Source organism: Sphingorhabdus sp. (assembly GCF_044338195.1).
Lineage (GTDB): Bacteria > Pseudomonadota > Alphaproteobacteria > Sphingomonadales > Sphingomonadaceae > Sphingorhabdus_B.
The window spans coordinates 23644-44719 of sequence record NZ_JBIIMC010000015.1; the positions used below are offsets into that span (position 1 = coordinate 23644).

General features: G+C 55.7%; 21 protein-coding genes and 2 tRNA genes. 13 read left to right on the plus strand and 10 right to left on the minus strand.

Going from position 1 to position 21076, the window contains the following annotated elements; all coding sequences use genetic code 11:
* Positions 1 to 121: 121 nt before the first annotated feature.
* Entirely contained in the window at positions 122 to 1387 is a 1266-nt protein-coding gene (locus tag ACIQZK_RS06055) for a hypothetical protein (protein ID WP_397575346.1), read from the minus strand.
* Positions 1388 to 2138: 751 nt separating this feature from the next.
* Complete coding sequence (locus ACIQZK_RS06060; RefSeq protein ID WP_397575347.1) at positions 2139 to 2615, minus strand: heme-binding protein; 477 nt, start codon at positions 2613 to 2615, stop codon at positions 2139 to 2141.
* A 202-nt stretch (positions 2616 to 2817) separates the two neighbouring features.
* On the opposite strand from ACIQZK_RS06060, the gene ACIQZK_RS06065 reads away from it, so the two are divergent.
* Positions 2818 to 2904: transfer RNA gene (locus ACIQZK_RS06065), tRNA-Leu, on the plus strand.
* 51 nt (positions 2905 to 2955) lie between these two features.
* On the opposite strand, the gene ACIQZK_RS06070 is transcribed toward ACIQZK_RS06065, so the two are convergent.
* From ACIQZK_RS06070 to ACIQZK_RS06085, 4 genes are all read right to left on the minus strand, one after another.
* Positions 2956 to 3507 carry a VOC family protein gene (locus ACIQZK_RS06070; protein ID WP_397575348.1) on the minus strand — a complete coding sequence of 184 codons (552 nt, stop codon included), beginning with the start codon at positions 3505 to 3507 and terminating at the stop codon, positions 2956 to 2958.
* A complete protein-coding gene (gene hppD / locus ACIQZK_RS06075) occupies positions 3504 to 4592 on the minus strand; it encodes a 4-hydroxyphenylpyruvate dioxygenase (RefSeq protein ID WP_397575349.1) in 1089 nt (362 codons plus the stop codon). The genes ACIQZK_RS06070 and hppD overlap by 4 nt, the downstream gene beginning before the upstream one ends.
* Positions 4593 to 4669: 77 nt before the next feature.
* Positions 4670 to 5905: an alpha/beta fold hydrolase gene (locus ACIQZK_RS06080; protein WP_397575350.1), complete on the minus strand. Its 1236-nt coding sequence runs from the start codon at positions 5903 to 5905 to the stop codon at positions 4670 to 4672.
* Positions 5906 to 5983: 78 nt separating this feature from the next.
* Positions 5984 to 6421 carry a hotdog fold thioesterase gene (locus tag ACIQZK_RS06085; protein ID WP_183939740.1) on the minus strand — a complete coding sequence of 146 codons (438 nt, stop codon included), beginning with the start codon at positions 6419 to 6421 and terminating at the stop codon, positions 5984 to 5986.
* Between the two features lie 266 nt (positions 6422 to 6687).
* On the opposite strand from ACIQZK_RS06085, the gene ACIQZK_RS06090 reads away from it, so the two are divergent.
* From ACIQZK_RS06090 to ACIQZK_RS06105, 4 genes are all read left to right on the plus strand, one after another.
* Complete coding sequence (locus ACIQZK_RS06090; protein WP_397575351.1) at positions 6688 to 8838, plus strand: RNA degradosome polyphosphate kinase; 2151 nt, start codon at positions 6688 to 6690, stop codon at positions 8836 to 8838.
* Positions 8835 to 10298, plus strand: coding sequence for a Ppx/GppA family phosphatase (locus ACIQZK_RS06095; RefSeq protein WP_397575352.1), 1464 nt, complete (start codon positions 8835 to 8837; stop codon positions 10296 to 10298). The genes ACIQZK_RS06090 and ACIQZK_RS06095 overlap by 4 nt, the downstream gene beginning before the upstream one ends.
* A 583-nt stretch (positions 10299 to 10881) precedes the next feature.
* Positions 10882 to 11295, plus strand: a complete 414-nt coding sequence (locus ACIQZK_RS06100; protein WP_397575353.1) for a tol-pal system YbgF family protein — start codon at positions 10882 to 10884, stop codon at positions 11293 to 11295.
* A gap of 104 nt (positions 11296 to 11399) precedes the next feature.
* Positions 11400 to 11687 carry a hypothetical protein gene (locus ACIQZK_RS06105; RefSeq protein WP_397575354.1) on the plus strand — a complete coding sequence of 96 codons (288 nt, stop codon included), beginning with the start codon at positions 11400 to 11402 and terminating at the stop codon, positions 11685 to 11687.
* Between the two features lie 272 nt (positions 11688 to 11959).
* Here ACIQZK_RS06105 and ACIQZK_RS06110 read toward each other — a convergent pair whose 3' ends face one another.
* Together ACIQZK_RS06110 and ubiA are read right to left on the minus strand one after the other, a co-directional pair.
* Positions 11960 to 12979: an aldo/keto reductase gene (locus ACIQZK_RS06110; RefSeq protein WP_397575355.1), complete on the minus strand. Its 1020-nt coding sequence runs from the start codon at positions 12977 to 12979 to the stop codon at positions 11960 to 11962.
* A gap of 12 nt (positions 12980 to 12991) precedes the next feature.
* Positions 12992 to 13903 carry a 4-hydroxybenzoate octaprenyltransferase gene (ubiA, locus tag ACIQZK_RS06115; RefSeq protein WP_397575356.1) on the minus strand — a complete coding sequence of 304 codons (912 nt, stop codon included), beginning with the start codon at positions 13901 to 13903 and terminating at the stop codon, positions 12992 to 12994.
* Positions 13904 to 13987: 84 nt separating this feature from the next.
* Here ubiA and ACIQZK_RS06120 point away from each other — a divergent pair, with 84 nt between their 5' ends.
* The 3 genes from ACIQZK_RS06120 to ACIQZK_RS06130 all read left to right on the plus strand — a co-directional run bounded on the left by ACIQZK_RS06120 (position 13988) and on the right by ACIQZK_RS06130 (position 16394).
* Complete coding sequence (locus ACIQZK_RS06120) at positions 13988 to 14731, plus strand: 16S rRNA (uracil(1498)-N(3))-methyltransferase (protein ID WP_397575357.1); 744 nt, start codon at positions 13988 to 13990, stop codon at positions 14729 to 14731.
* A 108-nt stretch (positions 14732 to 14839) separates the two neighbouring features.
* Complete coding sequence (locus tag ACIQZK_RS06125) at positions 14840 to 16213, plus strand: glutamate--cysteine ligase (RefSeq protein WP_397575358.1); 1374 nt, start codon at positions 14840 to 14842, stop codon at positions 16211 to 16213.
* Between the two features lie 105 nt (positions 16214 to 16318).
* Positions 16319 to 16394 (plus strand) — tRNA-Trp (locus ACIQZK_RS06130).
* A 15-nt stretch (positions 16395 to 16409) separates the two neighbouring features.
* Here ACIQZK_RS06130 and ACIQZK_RS06135 read toward each other — a convergent pair.
* Positions 16410 to 16796, minus strand: coding sequence for a hypothetical protein (locus ACIQZK_RS06135; protein ID WP_397575359.1), 387 nt, complete (start codon positions 16794 to 16796; stop codon positions 16410 to 16412).
* Between the two features lie 74 nt (positions 16797 to 16870).
* On the minus strand, positions 16871 to 17776 hold the full coding sequence (locus ACIQZK_RS06140; protein ID WP_397575360.1) for a DUF808 domain-containing protein: 906 nt from the start codon (positions 17774 to 17776) through the stop codon (positions 16871 to 16873).
* 229 nt (positions 17777 to 18005) lie between these two features.
* On the opposite strand from ACIQZK_RS06140, the gene secE reads away from it, so the two are divergent.
* The 5 genes from secE to rplA all read left to right on the plus strand — a co-directional run bounded on the left by secE (position 18006) and on the right by rplA (position 21051).
* Positions 18006 to 18206 (plus strand): preprotein translocase subunit SecE, encoded by a 201-nt coding sequence (gene secE, locus ACIQZK_RS06145; RefSeq protein ID WP_324479568.1) that lies wholly within the window; start codon positions 18006 to 18008, stop codon positions 18204 to 18206.
* Between the two features lie 43 nt (positions 18207 to 18249).
* On the plus strand, positions 18250 to 18786 hold the full coding sequence (gene nusG / locus ACIQZK_RS06150; protein ID WP_183939713.1) for a transcription termination/antitermination protein NusG: 537 nt from the start codon (positions 18250 to 18252) through the stop codon (positions 18784 to 18786).
* A gap of 28 nt (positions 18787 to 18814) precedes the next feature.
* A complete protein-coding gene (locus ACIQZK_RS06155) occupies positions 18815 to 19747 on the plus strand; it encodes an acyl-CoA thioesterase (protein ID WP_397575361.1) in 933 nt (310 codons plus the stop codon).
* Between the two features lie 172 nt (positions 19748 to 19919).
* A complete protein-coding gene (rplK, locus tag ACIQZK_RS06160; RefSeq protein WP_397575362.1) occupies positions 19920 to 20351 on the plus strand; it encodes a 50S ribosomal protein L11 in 432 nt (143 codons plus the stop codon).
* 4 nt (positions 20352 to 20355) lie between these two features.
* Entirely contained in the window at positions 20356 to 21051 is a 696-nt protein-coding gene (gene rplA, locus ACIQZK_RS06165) for a 50S ribosomal protein L1 (protein WP_183939706.1), read from the plus strand.
* Positions 21052 to 21076: the final 25 nt, after the last annotated feature.

Sequence of the window (21076 nt, forward strand, 5' to 3'; positions counted from 1 at the left end):
TCTCGCCAGGCGCGTCGCAAAGTCATGGTGTCAAATAACATGCACATTGGCCAGCCCCTTACTGTATGAGGTCGCCCACCCCGAAGGGCTTGGCCGGTATTCTTGCCAAGCCCGTGCACAGTCACTTGGGTACTACATCCACCGAGCGTAAGGTGAACTTAGCGCCAAGTTGACTGCTTCCGCCCGCCGCCTGCAAAATCAGCAGCTGCGTGCGGCAGTCACTGCCGACAGTAAAATCTTGCATGTGCGCAAAATCGCCCGCGCGCACGGAGGTGGCGGCAAACCACTTGCCGACGTTCCCCGCCGGCGTAATGCACTGCATGTCCCAACGGATTTCGGCGTCGGACACGGCATCCAGTGCCGCGTATTGTGCCTGAAAGCGATAACTTCCGGGCTCAAGGAAAAGCAATTTACGCATAACTTCGCCACGCTCCCCAGACCCGGCAAATGCCGCGAGCGAAAACCGGCCCCCGGCGTCTGGCTGCGAAAACACACCGCCGACGCCTACATTTTCAATCGCCTGCCAGCCCGCGGCGGGATGCGCGAGATTAACTGTCGCCCTGGTCAGTGATGCAGATTGGAATGCGGCTTTATTGCCACCCTTCAGGCTCAGATAATATTGCCGGAAGGCGGGGAATTTATTCTTCGCCGCCAACTGCCCCAGCAGAGCGTTCGAAATGTTCCGATAATTTTCTTCGTCGGGCAGGCGGCCAGCCTTCACCAATACGTCAGCCAAATTTGCCGGATTTTCGATGCCGTTTATGGCGTCACCAAGATATGCAGGCAGCCACACGGGCGCCTGTCGGACAATAGGCGCCAACGCAATGCGCACGTCGGGGTCACCCAGTGCCCCAGTCAGTGTCGGAAACAATATCGGGAAGCTACTCGGTGTTGCCCGCATTGCAATGTCGTAATGATTTAGCGCGGCACGCTTGTCGTTGCGGGCGACGGCATCCTCAATCAGCCACAATTGCGTGCCCAAGTCCCGCCGCGACACCTTCTGCGACAGAAGCATCAAGTCCCGTGCCTTCTTGGTGTCGCCGCGCGCGTCTGCAACATAGCCCAGCAATCGAATGGCTACGGGGTTTAGGGCACCGCCACGCAACGACTGTTTCGCCATGGCCTCAACCTTGGCGAGCGTTGCGGGATCTTGCCTTTGCGCGAATAGTTCGTCCGCCTTGCGTGACAGTGCCAATGGGTGATCCGGCACATAGTATAGCGCGGTGTCGGGGCTTCGCTCCCAGGTTGTATTGGCGACCGCGTTAATGAACGAAAGCCAGGCGAGATAGGTGGCCGCAACTAGTATGGCGACAAATTTTATCCAGAATGACGGTGGCCTCGCGCCCAGTGTCGCAAATCGCGACGGGACTTTACGTTCTATCGACATCAGTTCCCGCGTTTCACTTTAGGATAAGAGCCTCATTCATGAACTTAAATTATGTAAAAATAATAACTTAAGTCAGCATTGTGGGATTGTTTATAAATTTCTTCTATTGAACGGGATCACATGTGCATACTTAGTTCGGCGGCAATTTATGCCCGCAATATTTGCCGTTAATCTTCAATGCCGGCCGCGGCTCAGCGTCCTGAAATTCAAGTGAATGTGAGTTTGTAGAGATTGACGTAATAATCCTTTCGGTCGGCAGTGCCGCCACCCTGCCGCCAGAGCCGCCAATGAAGCCCCGCCAGCTAATTTGCCGCCAAGTTGGTTATTTTGCGATTTATGGGTGAAGTGAACGAATTTTTTCTGGGAATTTGCGACGCATTCTCGACATTCTATTACTAGTGATGTGGGAATAATGTGCCCGTCGCGCTATTTAGACAGCGGCGGCCATACGCACATTTAGAAGCCGCGCTACCGCACGATTGTGAACTTGGCCAGTTAAGACAGCTTCTTGCAAGGTCATGTCTCCGATTGGAGCATTTCACGATAATGTAGTATCCGGACGGTTTGTTGAACCGAATGCTTGCCCGGCAATAAAGGGACATTCCAAGCTGTCACATTGAAACGGCGTTCTCCTAATCCCGTTGCTCGATCTTTGCTTTCGAGCAAAAAGTGCCGTCATACAAAGAAACGCCACGAAACGTTCGTTCAGCGCCGGTTCCTCATTGGACTGCTCGATGGGATGTATTTGGGCTTATTTCACTCCGAGCAGAGCCGCAGCGGCGACTTCGCCATCCTGCTCGGAACTTCCGCCGCTGACGCCAATTGCGCCGACGATTTGGCCGTTGATGACAATCGGCGTGCCGCCTTCAATGGCAACCACACCCGGCAGGCTAAGCACGGCGTTGCGTCCGCCGGCGATGGAATCGAAAAACGCCTTCGTGCTCCGCTTGAAGCGCGCCGCGGTGCGCGCCTTTTCGCGGGCCACCAGATCGGATCCATATTGTGTGCCGTCCATCTTGTGGAACAGCACAAGCTCGCCACTTGGTTCGACGACGGCGAAGGCCATCGTGAAATTGCGCGACTGCGCGGACTGTTCGGCGGCGGCTACAATCTTTTTTGCCTGCGCTAGCGTGACCGGGCTGCCGTAAGGCAATGGCAACTGTTGCGCGCCTGCAGCGGCGGTCAAAACAATTGCCGCAACCGCACCTAAAAACATCCGCCTCATCATGACCTACCCTCTGCAGCCTTTTATCAAGCCTGTTAATTGTCAGATATTTTGCCGGTGCGCCATCGGTAAAGTCTCAACCTTCCTGTGGCGTTTACCCAGCCGACAATGAAGGTCGCATTGTGCCGGCAAATATTATGCCGTCTCCCCCGCCTTTGCATTGACACAGCCCTTCAAATGCCGCTAAGCGCGCCCCCTACCCTGTGCCCGGATGGCGGAATTGGTAGACGCACCAGCTTCAGGTGCTGGCGCTGGTAACGGCGTGGAGGTTCGAGTCCTCTTCCGGGCACCAATTACCAAAAGTGAATGAGGCGCAATGTCTGATTGCGTGGCCGCTTAAGGCCTAAGCTTGCTTGTCCGGATCAATGTGCAGCCAATCGGCATGGCGCGGGGCTTTTTTGGTTTCGCTCCATTCTGCAAGCATCAACGGCGCGACGCGTTTTAATTCGGCATATTGTTCGGGCGTGCCGATGTTGCATGCAAGCTCCAGCCGGTGGCCGTTGGGATCAAAGAAATAGATCGACCGGAAGATACCGTGATATGTCGGCCCGACCACATCAATGCCCTGCGCCTCGATATGCGCTTTTGCGGCAAGAAGGGCGTCGAGGTCACTGACTTCGAACGCGATATGCTGGACCCATGCCGGGGTATTGGGGTCTTTGCCCATTTCGGGTTGGTTCGGCAGTTCGAAAAACGCGATGACATTGCCGCCGCCGCAATCGAGGAAGATGTGCATATAGGGGTCATATTCCCCCGTCGACGGAACATGATCCTCGGCAAAGGCCGTGGTGAATTCCATGCCCAAGACTTTCGCGTACCAGTCCGCCGTCGCCTTTGCATCCTTGCAGCGATAGGCCACATGGTGAATGCGGCTGAGCGCGATGGGCGCGGTCATAATGCGGCCTCTTGTACCGTCAGCGCACCGCGCTCAATCTGGTCGCGCTCAATGCTTTTGAACAAGGCGGTGAAGTTCCCTTCGCCAAAGCCTTCATCTTTCTTGCGTTGGATAAATTCGAAGAACACCGGTCCAATCATCGTCTGCGAGAATATCTGCAGCAGCAAACGCGGGTCACCATCTTCGGTGGAACCATCGAGCAAGATACCGCGTGATTGCAGTTCGTCGACCGGCTCGCCATGGCCCGGCAAGCGCTCCTCCAGCATATCATAATAGGCTTTCGGCGGTGGCGGCGCGAATGGCGTGCCCAGCGCTTTCAACCGGTCCCAGCACGCCGGCAGGTCGTCACAGGAAAAGGCGATATGCTGAATGCCTTCGCCATTATACGCACGCAGATATTCCTCAATCTGCCCGCCGCCGGCTTTGCCCTCTTCGTTCAACGGAATGCGGATTTTGCCATCCGGCGCCGTCATCGCGCGGCTGGTGAGGCCGGTATATTCGCCCTTGATATCGAAATAGCGGATTTCACGGAAATTGAAGACGCGCTCATAAAAGCTGCCCCAATGCGCCATGCGCCCGCCATATACATTGTGCGTCAGGTGGTCGATAATCTTGAAGCCGGCACCCACAGGGTTGCGATCCACGCCGGGCAGATAATCGAAATCGATATCGTAAATCGACAATGCGTCACCATAGCGATCGACAAGGTAAATCATCGCCCCGCCAATGCCGCGAATGGCGGGTAGCCGAAGCTCCATTGGCCCTGTACGTGTCTCAACGGGCTCCGCGCCACGGGCAATCGCTTCGTCATAAGCGACCCGCGCATTTTTCACGCGAAAGGCCATGCCGCACGCCGACGGACCATGTTCTGCGGCAAAATAAGCAGCCGGGCTTTTGGGTTCGTAATTGGCGATCAGGTTGATTTCACCCTGACGCCACAGGTCGACATCTTTCGACCGGTGCCGGGCAATGCGCGTAAAACCCATGCGCTCGAACACAGGTTCGAGCAGGCCTTTTTCCGGTGCGGAAAATTCGATGAATTCGAACCCGTCCAAACCCAACGGGTTTTCGAACAAATCGGCCATGCTACTGCTCCTGCGAAACTGGTTACATTTGCAACCAATTTACGGCATCACTCTTCAGGAGTCAATGCGAGCGGGCGTTATGTGAAGTGCAGGCGCCGGTATTTGCCACGGAAATATAATAAAGGATCGCGGCGCGGTTCAAAGCTGGCTTTTTCGACGCGCCCGACAAGGATGAAATGGTCGCCCGCCTCGTGCAGCGTATGCCGTTTGCATTCAAAGATACCGAGCGAGCTGGGCAAAATAGGCGCGCCATATTCGCCGACTTCCCACCGCGTTCCGGAGAAGCGATCTTCGCTTTTTCCCGCGAACAGGTTGGACACCGGCTGCTGACCAATCTGCAATACGTTGACCGCGAAGTCATCGATCCCGCGCAAAACCTCTGCACTGCCCGAATTGTTGGCGATGCAGACGAGCAGCAATGGCGGATCGAGCGACACGCTGGTAAAGCTGTTCGCAGTCAGGCCGACGGGCCGGCCGTCGGGCGCATGGGCGGTGATGATGGTCACGCCCGTTGCAAAGCAGCCCATTGCATCGCGCAACGTGCGCGCATCGGAACCGGAGCGATATTCCGGAATGAAGCGCGGTTGCTTGCGCTCCAGAAAATCGATCAGCAAGCCGTTGAACGCTTCGGTTCGTTCGGCGACGATCAGCAGCCCGCCGCCATCGACATCAATCGCTTCGACATTGGGAAAAGTGGAGGCAAAGCCCGTTTGCGCGTCAACACCATCCGACGCGCCAAGCGCACCGCGCACCACCAATACGGGAATGTTGATCTGTGGCGCGGCTTGCTCCAGCCGGGCATCCACACCGTCGGTGCCGAATGACGCGAAAAGTTTGCTGTCATATTCGGATGGCGCAAGCCCCTGCCCCAAGGCCGCAGACAGTTTCTCGGCCGACACCTTGACCGCTTGCGCATCGGTATGTGCAGGCGGGTCGAGGAGGATAAGCCCGGACGCCAATGTCGCTGCATCCTCGGCAAGCGCCATCGTTGCGATCCATGCACTGTGCGTTGCCGCCACCACCACTGGCCGCGTCCGCATCTGCCCCAGAACCGCGCGCAAATCGTCTACAAAAGCGTCGATGTCATAACGGCCATCGGACGGCCAATCGCTGCCGCCATGACCGCGCAGGTCAACATTGATGACATGCCGCCCAGCCTGTTCAAGGCCGACGGCGACATCTTCCCACACTTTACGCGTTTGGCCGAAGCCGTGCAGCAGGACGATCGAGGGTTCATCGGCGGAACCGATATCATCCGCTTCAAGTCTGACCCCGGCAAAGCCCTTAAATTCTCTTACATATCGAAGCGACATTCGCCTGCACCCCAAATTCTGTCTAACGGTGTCATCTATCTTTTACCCGTGGACGTTAACGCCCCGAAACGCAAGATTTTAGGCGCGTTCGGTGGAAATGACGGCCATGGTAATCCGCGAAATGCACACCAGCTTTCCGGCTTCGTCCTCAATGCGGATCGACCAGATTTGTGTTGTCCGGCCGATGGATTCGGCTTTCCCCGTTGCAAAAACCAGACCGTCCTTTGCCGGACGAATATGGTTCGCGTTGATTTCCATGCCCACGGTCGCAAATTTGCTGCGATCCACAGTCATCGCCGCGCCCACCGATCCGACCGTTTCGGCAAGCACAACAGACGCGCCGCCATGCAGCCGGCCATAAGGTTGCTTTGTGCGTTCATTGACGGGCATGCTGGCCTTGATCCAATCATCGCCATAATCAATGAACCGGATGCCGACATAGCCGGGCATGCAATCGTCACCATTTTCGGTGAGCGAATTGAGATCAAGTGCGTCGTCAAACCAGATTTTTGCCATAGCCCGCAATTAACCCGACAGACGACTATTGCAACCTAGTCTTTTGCCTACCCAAAGGCCCACCTGCAAATCACACCCGCAGCTGCATATATTTCCCCCCAATATGCGTTATGGGTTGGCGAACCGTTTGGCGGGGGTTGTGCCGCACCAGCATATGGACGATGATGTTTCGGCGGCAATGCTGTTACACGCCGCGAAACGCTTGCCGTAAATATGTAATGTTTTCGTGGCACGCCGCATGAGCCATTTAAAAAGGATGATTTTTCGTGAAGCCCGCGCCCGGTTCAAGCAAAGTGAAGCCCTTGAAAACGCCTGAGGACGCACGCTATTTTAACCGCGAATTATCCTGGCTGAAATTCAATGAACGCGTGTTGGAAGAGGCGTCGAATCCGGCGCACCCGCTGCTTGAACGGCTGCGCTTTTTGTCGATTTCCGGCACAAACCTCGACGAATTTTTCATGGTCCGCGTCGCTGGCTTGCGTGGTCAACAGCAACGCAAAATTGAAGAACTGTCGATCGACGGCCGCACCCCGTCTGAGCAATTGACCGCAACGGTTGCCGCGGCGGACCGCCTCATGATCCAGCAGCAAAAGCTGTGGCGCAAATTGATGCGCGAGTTATCGGCAGAGGGCATTAAGATTGTTCAACCGTCCGCCCTTGGCAAAAATCTGCAAGCTGCGGTCGGCACATATTTCGAAGAACAGATTCTTCCGGTCCTAACGCCGCAAGCGCTGGATCCCGCCCACCCGTTTCCGTTCATCCCCAATCAGGGCCTCAGCCTGATTTTCGACATGCGCCGTAAAAATGATGGCGAAGTCGTGCGCCAATTGGTGATGATCCCGCAATCGCTGGCGCGTTTCATCCGGTTGCCGGGCCCCGGCACGCGCTTTGTCACGATTGAGGCGTTGATTAAGCATTTCGTCGGGCAGATGTTTCCGGACTATCTGCTGGTCGCAGCGGGTGCCTTCCGCATTATCCGTGACAGCGACATTGAGGTGGAGGAAGAGGCCGAAGATCTTGTGCGCTATTTCCGCAGCGCTATCAAACGCCGCCGCCGTGGCCGGATTATCCGGCTGAAGCTGGAAAAAGGACTGCCCGCGGAATTGGCGACCTTAATCCGGTCAGAACTTGGCGCTGGCGCATCCATCGTTGTCGAAACCGTGGGTTTCTTGGGCATCGGGGACCTTGGACAATTGGTGGACGAAGATCGGCCAACGTTGAAATTCCCGCCTTATTCGCCACGCTTTCCCGAACGCATTTTGGAACATGACGGCGACTGCTTTGCGGCGATCCGCCAAAAAGATATCGTCGTCCATCACCCCTATGAAAGCTTTGACGCCGTCCTTGCATTTTTGCAGCAAGCGGCGGTTGATCCGGATGTCGTTGCGATCAAGCAGACATTGTATCGCGCAGGTAAGCAGTCCGCAGTCATTCGCGCTTTGTGCGAGGCCGCCGATGCGGGGAAATCTGTAACCGCTATCGTCGAGCTAAAGGCGCGATTTGACGAAGAGCAAAACCTGCACTGGGCTTCGCAGCTCGAAAATTCCGGTGTTCAGGTCGTCTACGGCTTTGTCGACATGAAAACCCACGCCAAAATTTCGCTGGTCGTGCGGCGCGAGGCGGACGGATTTCGGACCTATTGCCACTTGGGCACGGGCAATTACCACCCCATCACGGCGAAGGTGTATACCGACATCAGCTTCTTCACCGCCGACCCGCGCGTCGGGCATGATGCTGGGCAGATCTTCAATTATATCACCGGCTATATCCCGCCGACGGAACTTAAGCTTTTGACGATGAGCCCGCTTGGCCTGCGCGAAAAAATCATGTCGCTGATTGATGATGAAATCGCACATGTGGCAGCGGGACGGTCGGGTGCTGTCTGGGCAAAGGTGAACTCGTTGGTCGACAAGGCCGTGATCGACAAATTGTACGAAGCGAGCGAAGCGGGCGTCGAGATTGACCTGATTGTGCGCGGCATTTGCTGCCTGCGTCCCGGGGTGAAGGGCATGTCTTCGCGCATCCGCGTAAAGTCTGTCGTTGGACGTTTCTTGGAACACAGCCGTATTTGGGCGATGGGCAATGGCGCGGACCTTCCCAATCCGGACGCAAAGGTGTTTATGTCGTCGGCGGACTGGATGTCGCGTAATTTTGACCGCCGTGTCGAATATATGCTGCCGATCGAAAATCCGACGGTGCACGACCAGATTCTGGATCAGGTTATGGTTGCAAACCTGCTCGACAACCAGCAAAGCTGGATGCTGCGGTCAGACGGCCGATATGAGCGAGTCAAAGCAGGAACGATGCCTTTCAATTTGCACCATTATTTCATGACAAACGCGTCACTGTCAGGACGCGGGGGCGCGCTTGCGGATGACAAGAAGGTTCCAACGCTGCGCCTCATCCGACAAAGATGAAGGCGGTGCGTCAGGCCGTCATTGATATTGGCTCCAACACCGTACGACTGGTCGTTTACGCCGGGTTGCCGCGTGCGCCATTGCCGATTTATAACGAGAAAAGCCGCGTAAAACTTGGCGCCTGCCTCGCCGGTGATGGCATCATCGATAAAGCCACGATGAAAAAGGCGCTGGCCGCCTTGGCGCGCTTTGAAACGCTGGCAAGGGCGATGCAGGTCGACACTATGCGCGTGGTCGCCACCGCCGCAACGCGGGAAGCCAAGAATGGCCATGAGCTGGTGGAAAAGGCAGCGGCGCTCGGCATTCACGTCGATGTGCTGGATGGCGATGCAGAGGCAACCGCCGCCGGGCTCGGCATATTAAGCGACAACCCACATGCCAATGGCTATGTCGGCGATCTTGGCGGTGGCAGCCTTGAGCTTATTCGCATATCCGACGGAAAACTGGGCACACGCATCTCCCTGCCATTGGGCACATTGCGGCATGGCATATTGCAGGGCAAAACGACCAAGCAGATTAGCCAGATGCTGCGCGATGATATTGCCAAAGCGATGGGCAAAGGGAATTTCCCCATCGAAACCGGCCTGCCATTTTACATGATCGGTGGATCGTGGCGGACATTCGCGCGGCTGCACATGCACCAGACCGCATATCCGCTCACCATCCTGTCCAATTATGAAATGCCCGCCGACGCACCCGAAATGATGATGGCGATGGTGAACGACAAAGACGCGTTAACCCGCTCCAATGTTGTTGCCGCAGGCCGTATTTCTGCGCTGCCGGGGGCGAATGCGTTGCTCGCCGGCATATCGGGCCTGCTGAAACCCAGCACGCTTATCACCAGCATCTATGGCCTGCGTGAGGGATTGTTGTTTGAACAGCTGACCCCAGCCGAGCGCCAAGCCGACCCGCTGATCGCCGCCGCGCAGTTTGAAGGCGAACGGCTGGGCCGCTTTCCCTTTCATGGTGACGCGTTGGCGCAATGGATGGCACCTGTGTTCGCCGGACAAAGCCCCAATGATGCGCGGCTGTGCCGGGCGGCCTGTTTGCTGTCCGACAGCGTGTGGAACGTAAACCCCGAATATCGCGCGGACCATGCGCTCGATCTGGCACTGGACGGCAGCTGGCCCGGCGTGAACGCAAGCGACCGCGCGGTGATAGCCGCGGCGCTGTGGACGGTACATGCCGGAAAGCGGACCTTGCCCGAAATGCTCACGGCCTTGGCCACACCCGGCGCACTCGCACAAGCGGTGATCTGGGGCCTCGCCATCCGTCTCGCGCACCGGCTTGATGGCGGCACCGGCGGCGCGCTGGCCGACAGCCGGATTGACGGCGACGGCGCGACATTACGCCTGCACCTGACCGGCTCCGCCGTGCGGCTTCAGTCCAACAGCGTCCAGCGCCGGTTGCAGGCACTGGGGGAAGCTTTGGGCTACGCGCAGGCGGAGATTTTGGGTTAGGGGATGCCCCCTCGCCGCTAGCGCGCGAGCGCAACGCCCCGCCAAAACCAAACGCTGCGCCAATGTATCTCGCACAAAGCCACAAATGCACGAAGAAGGGTAAGCCTGACTGGTCATCCTGAACCGTATCGAACGGGGCATTTTTAAAGCAATATTAACGCCTTCATCTTTAATTTTACGCTCGGCTAAACCACGATCACGCGAACTGCGCAGAAAACACGCCGTCGTGGATTTTTCAGGAATGGAGGCGTCGGGTGGTTATGCAGGACATTGCTGGAAATCAACCAGACACCCGATTGGAACGGGGATTCCGCTTTGTTCAAGCGAGGACGGCGGCATGATGGCGCGGCGGGGGGAAAATTAAGTGCACTGTCACCGTAATTCGATGAAAAAACTTAGAATAGCAGCTGTGGCATTTTTGACAGTTTTGATCATATGCCTCTGTTCTATAAGCTTTTTTTCAGATAAGATTTCGTTACATCCTCCATTGATACCTATTTTAATGGGCGCTCTTGTTATTTCGGGTATTGGACTACCTCTCTGCTTTGCGCTGATTATACAGGAATTGCGGAAGCGCCGATAAATGAAAAAGCCCGTAAATTACGAAGTCGTCTCGCAAGCAGTGGTGCCGGTCACCGTAATTCCTAGAGAATGCTCCAGGCAGCATCGATCCAAATATTCATGTTCCGATAAAACCATGAGCGACAATATGTATGATTTTAACAGACTCGAAGTGTTAGCATCCATGCTAATTAAAGATGGTAGAACAAAAGATGCCATTCGAATTTACTTGTTCATGGCAGATGGAGACCCATCGCTTGACGCGGGCTATCTTGGCATTCGCTTAGCTCAGTGCTATGAGAATCTCGACGATCTTGACGTGGCGCGCTATTGGTTTGGCAGAGCAATCGAGGAAAACCCTGAAGTTAATATCGAAGCAATCGAGGCAAGAAAACGACTTGGTCCAATGTCGATCGCTGATCTGTTAGATGAATAATTCAGAATTAGGATTGGGAATTACGGTAATTGCACCGAAATTGCAGGATTTTGATTTTTTGGGAAATTTCTATGCGATACAACAGATCTCAATTATTGAGATTAATGAGCATTGTTAGCGCTACGTCAATCCTGACCGCATGCCACCGAAATGACGAAACGGATTTATCGAAATATGATACAATCATTGAAGACTCCTTTGCTCGTCAAGCCGCCGCAGAAAGATCATCAATTGAGGACGTCAAAGCCTATCAAGTCGCAGTTACACTCGAAGGTCTTGAAGAAACTTGCATAATACTTGTAAGAAGTGAATTCGCTGGATCTCAGAGATGTTACGTTAAAAAGGCTAATGGCTGGGTCGTTGTTAGTGAAAAAATTGCACCGGTTAAATGAACCGGCACTTCGGTGACGAATTGGGAGTTGCAGTGGGGAATTCCCTGTAGGCAATGACGTTCACCTTCAGAATGACGGTGACACATGCGTCATCCCCGAACAAACACCCCCCCTCGTCATCCTGAACTTGTTTCAGGATAACATGCGACGTTGATGTGTTATCCTGAAACAAGTTCAGGATGACGAACACTTTCAGGATGACCAACACATTCAGGGCGGCGAACAGGGTCTTCAAGAAAGCTTGTTTGAGACATGGCCAGACGGGCTTACCCTCACCCCATCGGGTAAAGTATTTCCTTCGTCACCTTGTGAATGGCGGTCATCACGTCGTCGCTGAGTTTCAGGTCAATCGCCGCGAAAATATCGTCCAGCTGATCCTCAGTGCTGACGCCCACAATCGTCGATGCGACAAAGTCATGTTGCTTTGACCAAGCGGTCGCCAGCGTCACCGGCGACATGCCCGCTTCCTTGGCAATTTCCACGATCCGCATCGTGCTTTCCAGCGCGCGGGGGCCGGCAAAGCGTTGCGCCATTTCGGCCTGACGCGCGCCCGCCATTTCCAGATAGCGTGAGAAACGTGCGCCTTCTGGCCGCGCGCCATCGAGATATTTGCCCGACAAGACGCCGCCGCCCAATGGCGAATAGGGAAGCAGCGATACGCCTTCCTGACGGCAGACTTGTTTCAGTTCATCTTCGAACCGGCGGTTGTTGATGGAAAAGTTGTTCTGGATACTGTGATAGCGCGCCGTGCCCAGACGCTCCGATGTCGCGAGCGACTTCATGAGGCCATAGCTTGTTTCGTTCGAACAACCCAAAACACGAACTTTTCCGGCGCGCACCAGATCGTCGAGGGCTTCCATCGTTTCATCATAGGCGGTGCCATGGTCTGGCCAATGCGTCTGGTACAAATCGATATAATCGGTCTGCAAACGGCGCAGGCTTTCCTCAACCGCCGTAACGATGTTGTGGCGATCAAGCGCGGTCATCCCGCCGCGCTTTGGCGATTTGAACCATGTATGGCTTGGGCCCGAAACCTTCGTTGCCATGATGATGGCGTCGCGGTTTTTACCCTTCATCCAGCGGCCAACAATGTCCTCTGTCCGGCCGACCCATTTGATATCCGGCGGCACGGGATAGCCTTCGGCGGTGTCGAAAAAGTTGATGCCAGCGTCCAAACAGCGGTCGAGTATGCGGTGCGCCTGTGCTTCATCGGTTTGCGAGCCGAATGTCATCGTCCCCATGCAGATATCCGAGACGTAAACGGCACTTTTACCAATACGACGATGTTCCATATTCTTCTCCCCCTAATATTGTCCGGCCGCACCCACGACCAAAAATGCCAGCGCCGCGAGTAAACCCGTCATGCGGTTCGACCTGAAATGGCCAAGGGCATTGCTGCCATCGGCCTGCAATGAAACCACTTGCATAACCAAATGAAAGGCGACGGGAACAAGCGCAATCAATGCCTGCTTTTCGGGCCGAACGCTCCATATGGCCATGCCCCAGCCGAAAAGCGCAAGGAGATAGAATATGGCCACGCCTGCCCGCACGCTGCCACCCAAGCGCAATGCGCTCGATTTAATCCCCACCAGCGCGTCATCTTCGCGGTCCTGCATGGCATAGATCGTGTCATAGCCCACAACCCAGAATATCGTGCCGGCGTACAGCCAGAACATCGCTACATCGGCCTGCCCCGCAATCGCGACCCAGCCGACCAAAGCGCCCCAGCTGAACACCAGCCCAAGCCAAAGCTGCGGCCACCATGTGATGCGTTTCATAAATGGATAGGCCGCGACCAGCAGTAGGCTTCCCAAAGCCAAAAGCTGGGCATTCAGGTTCAGCTGCAGCAGCACAATCAAACCCACCAGCGCCAATATCATCAGCCACGCCCATGCCGCCTTGCGTGAAATCAACCCGCTGGCCAGCGGGCGGTTTGCCGTGCGCGCAACCTGCGCATCCAAGTCACGATCAATGATATCATTATAGACGCAGCCCGCGCCGCGCATCGCAATTGCGCCAAGCAACATCCACAACGCCAAATCCCAACGCGCAATCAGCCCGCCCGATAGCGCCAAGCCAAACACGCATGGCCAAAATAATAGCCACCAGCCGATCGGCCGGTCAAAACGTGCCAGCAACGCAAAGCCCCGCAGCTTTGCCGGGAGCAGATTCATAATGCCGGTATATTCGCTGTCGGGCACAAGTTGCGTGGTCATAGGAGTGCCCTGCCAAAATTTATCCCGTTCGTCATCTGGAAGTTGGCAGATGACGGCGCGGAGTTTTGTGGTTATGCACACTTCATGCCCGCAACACCCGCCTGGCCCCCAAAATCAACGCCGCGGCTGTTTGTCGAACAGCCGTTGGCCGAAGGCGCGACTTTAAACATCAGCGGCAACAGCGCCCATTATCTGATCGGCGTGATGCGTTTGAAAGAGGGCGCACCCGTCAAATTGTTCGATGATGTTTCGGGCGAATATTTGGCAACCGTCACCGAAACGCACAAACGCGACCTTGTTTTGACCGTGGACGCCAAATTGCGCGACCGCGAATTCACCCCCGACCTTTGGATTTGTCAGGCGCTCATCAAAAAGGACCGGTTTGACTGGATCGCCGAAAAAGCCTGCGAGCTTGGCGTTGCCCGATTTGTGCCTGTGCTGACGACGCGCTGTGTTGTCGACAAGGTGAAAGAAGACCGCCTGCGCGCGCATATGATTGAGGCGGCAGAACAATGCGAGCGGACCGCCTTACCCGTAATTGACCCGCTTGCGCGCATCGACGCACTGCTGGGCCAATGGCCAGCCGACCGGACCCTATATTTCTGCGACGAGCGCGGCGGTGAGCCGTTTTCGGACGCGATCCGTCCCGGCCCCGGCGCTGTCCTGATTGGACCAGAGGGCGGATTTACCGATAGTGAGAATGCCGCAATTCGCGCGCACCCTTCTGCGCGGCCAGTGTCATTGGGCCCGCGCATCCTGCGCGCCGATACCGCCGCGGTTGCCGCGATTTCTGTGTGGATGTCCCAAAATGGCGATTGGACGGCTTAATAGCCCGTGATGCTGCACGCGTAACGCTTTGCGATCACCGTCAATGCCCCGTGACCGTGCTGACGGAATTTTCTGGCAATATAGCCGCTACATTTCTAAACCGCGCGCATGAGCACAAAAACTGTTTCGGACCGCGAAGATCCCGTCATTGAAACGCGCGATCAACTCATCGCCGCGATTGCCAAGGGCGAAAAGCCTAAGGACCGCTGGCGCATTGGCACCGAACATGAAAAATTCGTCTATAACCGGACGGACCATCATGCGCCGTCTTATGACGAACCAGGCGGCATTCGCGATTTGTTGATGGCCATGACCGAATTTGGCTGGGAACCTGTTTACGAAAACGGCAAGGTTATCGCCATGACCGGCACCGATGGCGCCGTCAGCCTTGAACCCGCAGGGCAGCTGGAACTGTCAGGCGCCCCGCTTGAAAACCTGCATCAAACATGCGCGGAAACCGGACGCCATTTGAAGCAAGTGAAAGCCATTGGTGACAAGACCAACACCAGCTTCTTGGGCCTTGGGCTTTGGCCCGACAAGACGCGGGCGGAATTGCCGATCATGCCCAAAGGTCGCTATGACATCATGCTGCGCCATATGCCGCGTGTGGGCAGCATGGGCCTCGACATGATGCTGCGCACCTGCACGATTCAGGTCAATCTTGATTATTCAAGCGAAGCCGACATGGCCCACAAGTTCCGCACCTCGCTCGCGCTTCAGCCGCTGGCGACCGCGTTGTTCGCAAACTCGCCGTTCTTGGAAGGCAAGCCAAACGGCTTCCTCTCCTATCGCAGCCACATCTGGTCCGACACCGATCCCCAGCGCACGGGCATGCTGCCGTTCGTATTCGATGAGAACTTCGGATATGAACAATATGTCGACTATATGCTGAAGGTGCCGATGTATTTCGTCTACCGCGACGGCAAATATATCGACGCATCGGGGCTCGATTTCCGCGACTTTTTGAAGGGCGAACTTTCGGTACTGCCGGGCGAAAAGCCGACGGTTTCCGATTGGGAAGACCATATGTCGACCGCCTTCCCCGAAGTGCGCTTGAAAAGCTTCCTGGAAATGCGCGGCGCGGATGGTGGTCCATGGAACCGCATCTGTGCGCTGCCCGCATTCTGGGTCGGCTTGCTCTACGATCAAGACGCGCTTGACGCTGCCTGGGACGAGGTAAAGCACTGGACGATGGAAGAACGCGAAACGCTGCGCAGTGCAGTGCCAGCGCAGGGCCTGAACGCAGCGATACCCGGCGGTGGCAAGTTGCTCGATTTGGCAGGACGCATTCTTGATATCTCATCATCAGGGCTTGCTGCACGCAACTGCCTGAATGCCAGTGGCGACAATGAAACCGGCTTTCTGGACCCGCTGCGTGAAATCGTTGCCAGCGGCAAAACCGTGGCGGAACAAATGCTCGACAAATATCACGGCGAATGGGCCGGTGACATTTCCCGCGTGTATGACGAGATGAGCTTCTAAATTTCCGACAATATCATGCAAGAACGGGGCGGGTGTGCGAAAGCAGACTTGCCCCGTTCGCATATCGGCGTTAAGGGCGCATCTCTTCGCTGAAAAGCGGGGTGCAGGAGTTTAGCTCAGTTGGTAGAGCATCGGTCTCCAAAACCGAGGGTCGTGGGTTCGAGTCCCCCAACTCCTGCCATTTTATTGGCGTCGTCTATACGTTGGCCTCTTCGCGGATCTTCATCCGCCATCCCCAGATACTCAAAATAAACATCGCGGCATTCGATCCGAAATCCAATGCCATCCAGCGGTTTAAAATGGGCAATTCATATACAAAATAATAGTTGAAGCCGAAGAAGGGCAGCAACGCGATGGCGTAAGCAACAAACGCTGCGCGGGTAAAGCGGCTAAACCAAATGAACAGGCCGCCCAAAACAGCTTGTGCGCCGAAACAGCCAATAAAGAGCGCGCTGGTCGCGCTTAAATGTTGGTACTCCGGATTGATTGTCATCCGTTCAACCATATGCGGTGCAAACAAGCACCAACCGCCCAAAACAAAATAGGGCAAAGCGATAAGGCGCTGGATGTGGATAGACTGCATACACTTCCTCCGTGTCATCATCCGTAAAGCAACAGGTTATGGCCAAAGCGTGATGGACAAAGCATCCGCTGCCTTTAATGCGCCTTACGCTTCGGGATCATGTGATGGGCCAAGACAATCACGGCGCCAATGGCGAGCCCCACGACACCGCATAATGCGGCATCCGCAACCCATGCCAAAGCGCCTTCATGCAGGCCGAAAAACTCCGCCGGGTGCACGCCAAAACCGTGGACGATGATTTGTCCGCCGACCCACAGCATTGCCGCGGTGCCGATGGTTGATAAGGCGGCGAGCAACTTTGGCATCGCCTTCACCAGGCCGCGGCCAATGGCCTGCGATCCGCCATTTTCACGCTGCGCCATGTGCAGGCCGATGTCGTCCATTTTCACAATTACGCCGACGACGCCGTACACCGCAATCGTGATGGCAATCGCGACAAAGGCCAGAACGCCAGCCTCAAGCCAGATCGACGTTTCGGCCATGCTTTTGACTTCGTTCAGCGCAATCGCCATGATTTCGGCTGACAGAATGAAGTCGGTACGCACCGCGCCTTTCACCATATTTTGTTCATGTTCGGTGCTGGTCAATTCAGCGAGTTCTTCGACCAAACTCTCTTCCTCATGCGGAACCAGTTTTTCCCAAACTTTTTCGGCGCCTTCGAAACATAGATACGCGCCACCTAACATGAGGATCGGCGTAATGGCCCATGGCAGGAACAGGCTTAACAACAACGCAACCGGCAAAATAATGACTAGCTTGTTGAAGAATGACCCCTTCGCAATGCGCCAAATTATCGGCAGTTCGCGGTCCGGCGTAAACCCAGTGACATATTGCGGGGTAACCGCCGTATCGTCGATAACCACACCCGCGGCCTTGCTGCCTGCCTTGCCAGCGGCAGCGGCGACATCGTCTACAGATGCGGCCGCAACTTTGGCAATTGTCGCAATGTCGTCGAGTAAGGCGGCAAGACCGGATGGCATGTGGACAAATCCCCTGATGTGATGAAGCGTTGAGGGATAGCCAAAAACCTTAACAGTTCAAGGCCGTTTGATATCCTATGCCCGACGCCTTCGCTTTCCTAAACGGACTTGCCTCGCACCGAATCCATCGCTAAAGGCCTAGTCTTTCCGAAATCGGAACCTATATCGCTCTCGACCCGCCGGTCGGAGCGCTGGCGGCTATCCTCGGGATCGAACAGGAAGAAACGATATGGCAAAGACAAGCCCCGGTGAATTCATCCGTCAGGTACGGACCGAAATCGGCAAGGTAGTATGGCCCTCGAGGCAGGAAACCGTGCAGACCGCGATCATGGTATTGATCATGACGATCATCTTGGCCGTCTTCTTTTTGGGCGTCGACGCGGTATTCGCCGCAATCGTAAAGGGATTACTCGCGCTAGCCGAAGGCTAAGCTGCGGTCACTCGAAAGAGTTTTGAGGAAAAGAAGAGATATTATGGCACGCTGGTACATCATTCACGCTTATTCGGGTTTTGAAAACAAAGTCCGCGACCAGATCCTTGCTGAAGCGGAGCGTATTGGCCTCTCCCAGCTCGTAGAAGCTGTCGAGGTTCCGACCGAGCAAGTCACTGAAGTGCGCCGTGGCAAGAAGATCAAGGCGGAACGCAAGTTCTTCCCGGGTTATGTCCTTGCCAAGCTGAACATGAACGACGACGTTTATCACTTGGTCAAGAACACAGCCAAGGTAACGGGCTTTCTGGGCGCGGGTAACAAGCCGCAGCCAATCAGCGAAGCCGAAGCAGCGCGCATTTTGAACACGAAGCAGGAAATGGAAGCTGCGCCGAAGAAGCGCGTTTCGGTCGACTACGAAATCGGCGATCAGGTCAAGGTACTGGGCGGTCCATTCGCAAGCTTCAACGGTGCGGTCGAAGAACTCGATTTCGACAAGAACCGCGTGAAGGTATCCGTCAGCATCTTTGGCCGCGCGACACCGGTCGAACTGGATTTCGAAGAAGTCGAATTGATGAAGTGATGGCCTTCGCTGGCTATCTTTCTTTCCTGTGACCGCCGCACTCTCGCCTGAACAGATACAGGCACGCATCGAAAAGGCGAACGCGGCATTCGGCGCGATACCTGCTGACAAGCTGGTTCGTGGCCTTGTGCGCTTGTTCGACTTTTCGGCCGCAGACGAACCCGACGAATTCACCTTTCCGGCATTCTCTCGTGCATCGCGCGATCGCATTTTCGGCGGGCAGATCATTGCGCAAGCCATGATGGCCGCGGCGCGCACCGTGGACCCGGACAAACAAGTCCATTCGCTGCATGCCTATTTCTTGCGTGGCGGCAGCGAAGCCCTGCCGCTGCATTTTCGCGTCCACCGTGATTTTGATGGCCGCGCATTTTCCAACCGTCGGGTCGTCGTCCGGCAAGAAGGCAAGGTTATTTTCAACCTGACCGCCTCTTTCCAGAAGCCTGAAACAGGCTTTTCACATCAAGTGCCGATGCCTGACGTGCTGCCACCCGAAAAATGTTGGGATTATTCGGACGCCATGGCGCGCAATCCCGATATACCGGACAATATGCTTGAGCGCATGGCACATCCGCGGCCATTTGAGCTCCGCAGCTTTCGGCCCGCCGCTGATGCCAAGGCCACCAGCCATTATCAATGGTTCCGCTTGCGTGCGCCGATTGAGGGCGACCAGTTGATGCACCGCGCACTGCTATCATTTGCGTCCGATATGGGGCTGCTGTCATCCGCGATGCTCCCACATGGACTGCATTGGGTGACGCCCGGCCTGTTTTCAACCAGCCTGGACCATGCCATGTGGTTCCATAACGATGTTCAGGTCGACCAGTGGTTCGTGTATGTCATGGACAGCGACTGGACCGGGGGCAGCCGCGGCATCAACCATGGCTGGATTTATAGCGAGGATGGCACGTTGGTCGCATCCGTCGTTCAGGAAGGTCTGCTGCGGCTCACACCGCCGGCGTAACCGCGCAAAGGCTTGCATTATGCCCGCATTGCGGATAGTGGCACCGCTTCCCGGCGCAATAGCGACGTGATTCCGTGTGGGAGGACATCATTTGATGTCTGTTGGACCACTTAATTTGACCCGTTTTCGCTCTTGTAGGGCAGTGCGGCGATAGAATGAAAGGACGCCATTCATGGCAAAGAAAATTGACGGCTATATCGGCCTGCAGGTTCCTGCGGGTTCAGCCACCCCATCCCCGCCAATCGGCCCAGCATTGGGTCAGCGCGGCGTAAACATCATGGAATTCTGCAAGCAGTTCAACGCTGCGACCGCTGACATGGAAAAGGGCACACCGATTCCAACGAAGATCACTGTGTTCGCAGACAAGAGCTTCACCTTTGCGATGAAGTCGCCACCAGCGACCTACCTCATCAAGAAGGTTCTTGGCCTCAAGTCAGGTTCGAAAGAACCAGGCAAGGTCAGCGCTGGTAAAATTACACGTGCGCAGTTGGAAGAAGTCGCAACCATCAAGATGGCCGACCTCAATGCGAACGACATGGACGCAGCAGTAAAAATCATCGCAGGCTCGGCTACCGCCATGGGCCTCGAAGTAGTGGAGGGCTGATCCGATGGCCAAGCTGACCAAAAAAGCAAAATCGCTCGCGCACTTGGATGCCGACAAGCTCTACGGCGTTGATGAAGCGCTGAAGCTGATCAAGGAATTGGCAACTGCCAAGTTTGACGAAACCATCGAAGTTGCCATGAACCTGGGCGTTGACCCACGTCATGCTGACCAAATGGTTCGCGGCATGGTTTCGCTTCCAGCCGGTACCGGCAAGGAAATGAAGGTCGCCGTCTTCGCTCGTGGCGATAAGGCTACTGCAGCAACCGCTGCTGGTGCAGACAAAGTCGGCGCCGAAGACTTGATGGAAGACATGTTGGCCGGTAACCTTGATTATGACCGCGTTATCGCAACGCCGGACATGATGGGCATCGTTGGCCGCTTGGGTAAGACCTTGGGTCCAAAGGGCCTGATGCCAAACCCGAAGCTCGGCACAGTCACCATGGACGTTGCTGAAGCTGTAAAGGCTGCAAAGGCCGGTCAGGTTGAGTTCCGCGTTGAAAAGCAGGGCATCATCCACAGCGGCATCGGCAAGAAGAGCTTCTCCGACGCTGACCTGCGCAAGAACTTCGATGCGTTGATTGACGCCGTCATCAAGAACAAGCCAAGCGGATCAAAGGGCAAATATGTCCGCCGCGTTGCGGTCAGCTCGTCAATGGGCCCAGGCCTCAAGATCAATCTGGCGGACGTCGCTGGCGCTTAAGCCACGACATCAAACGAATATCAAA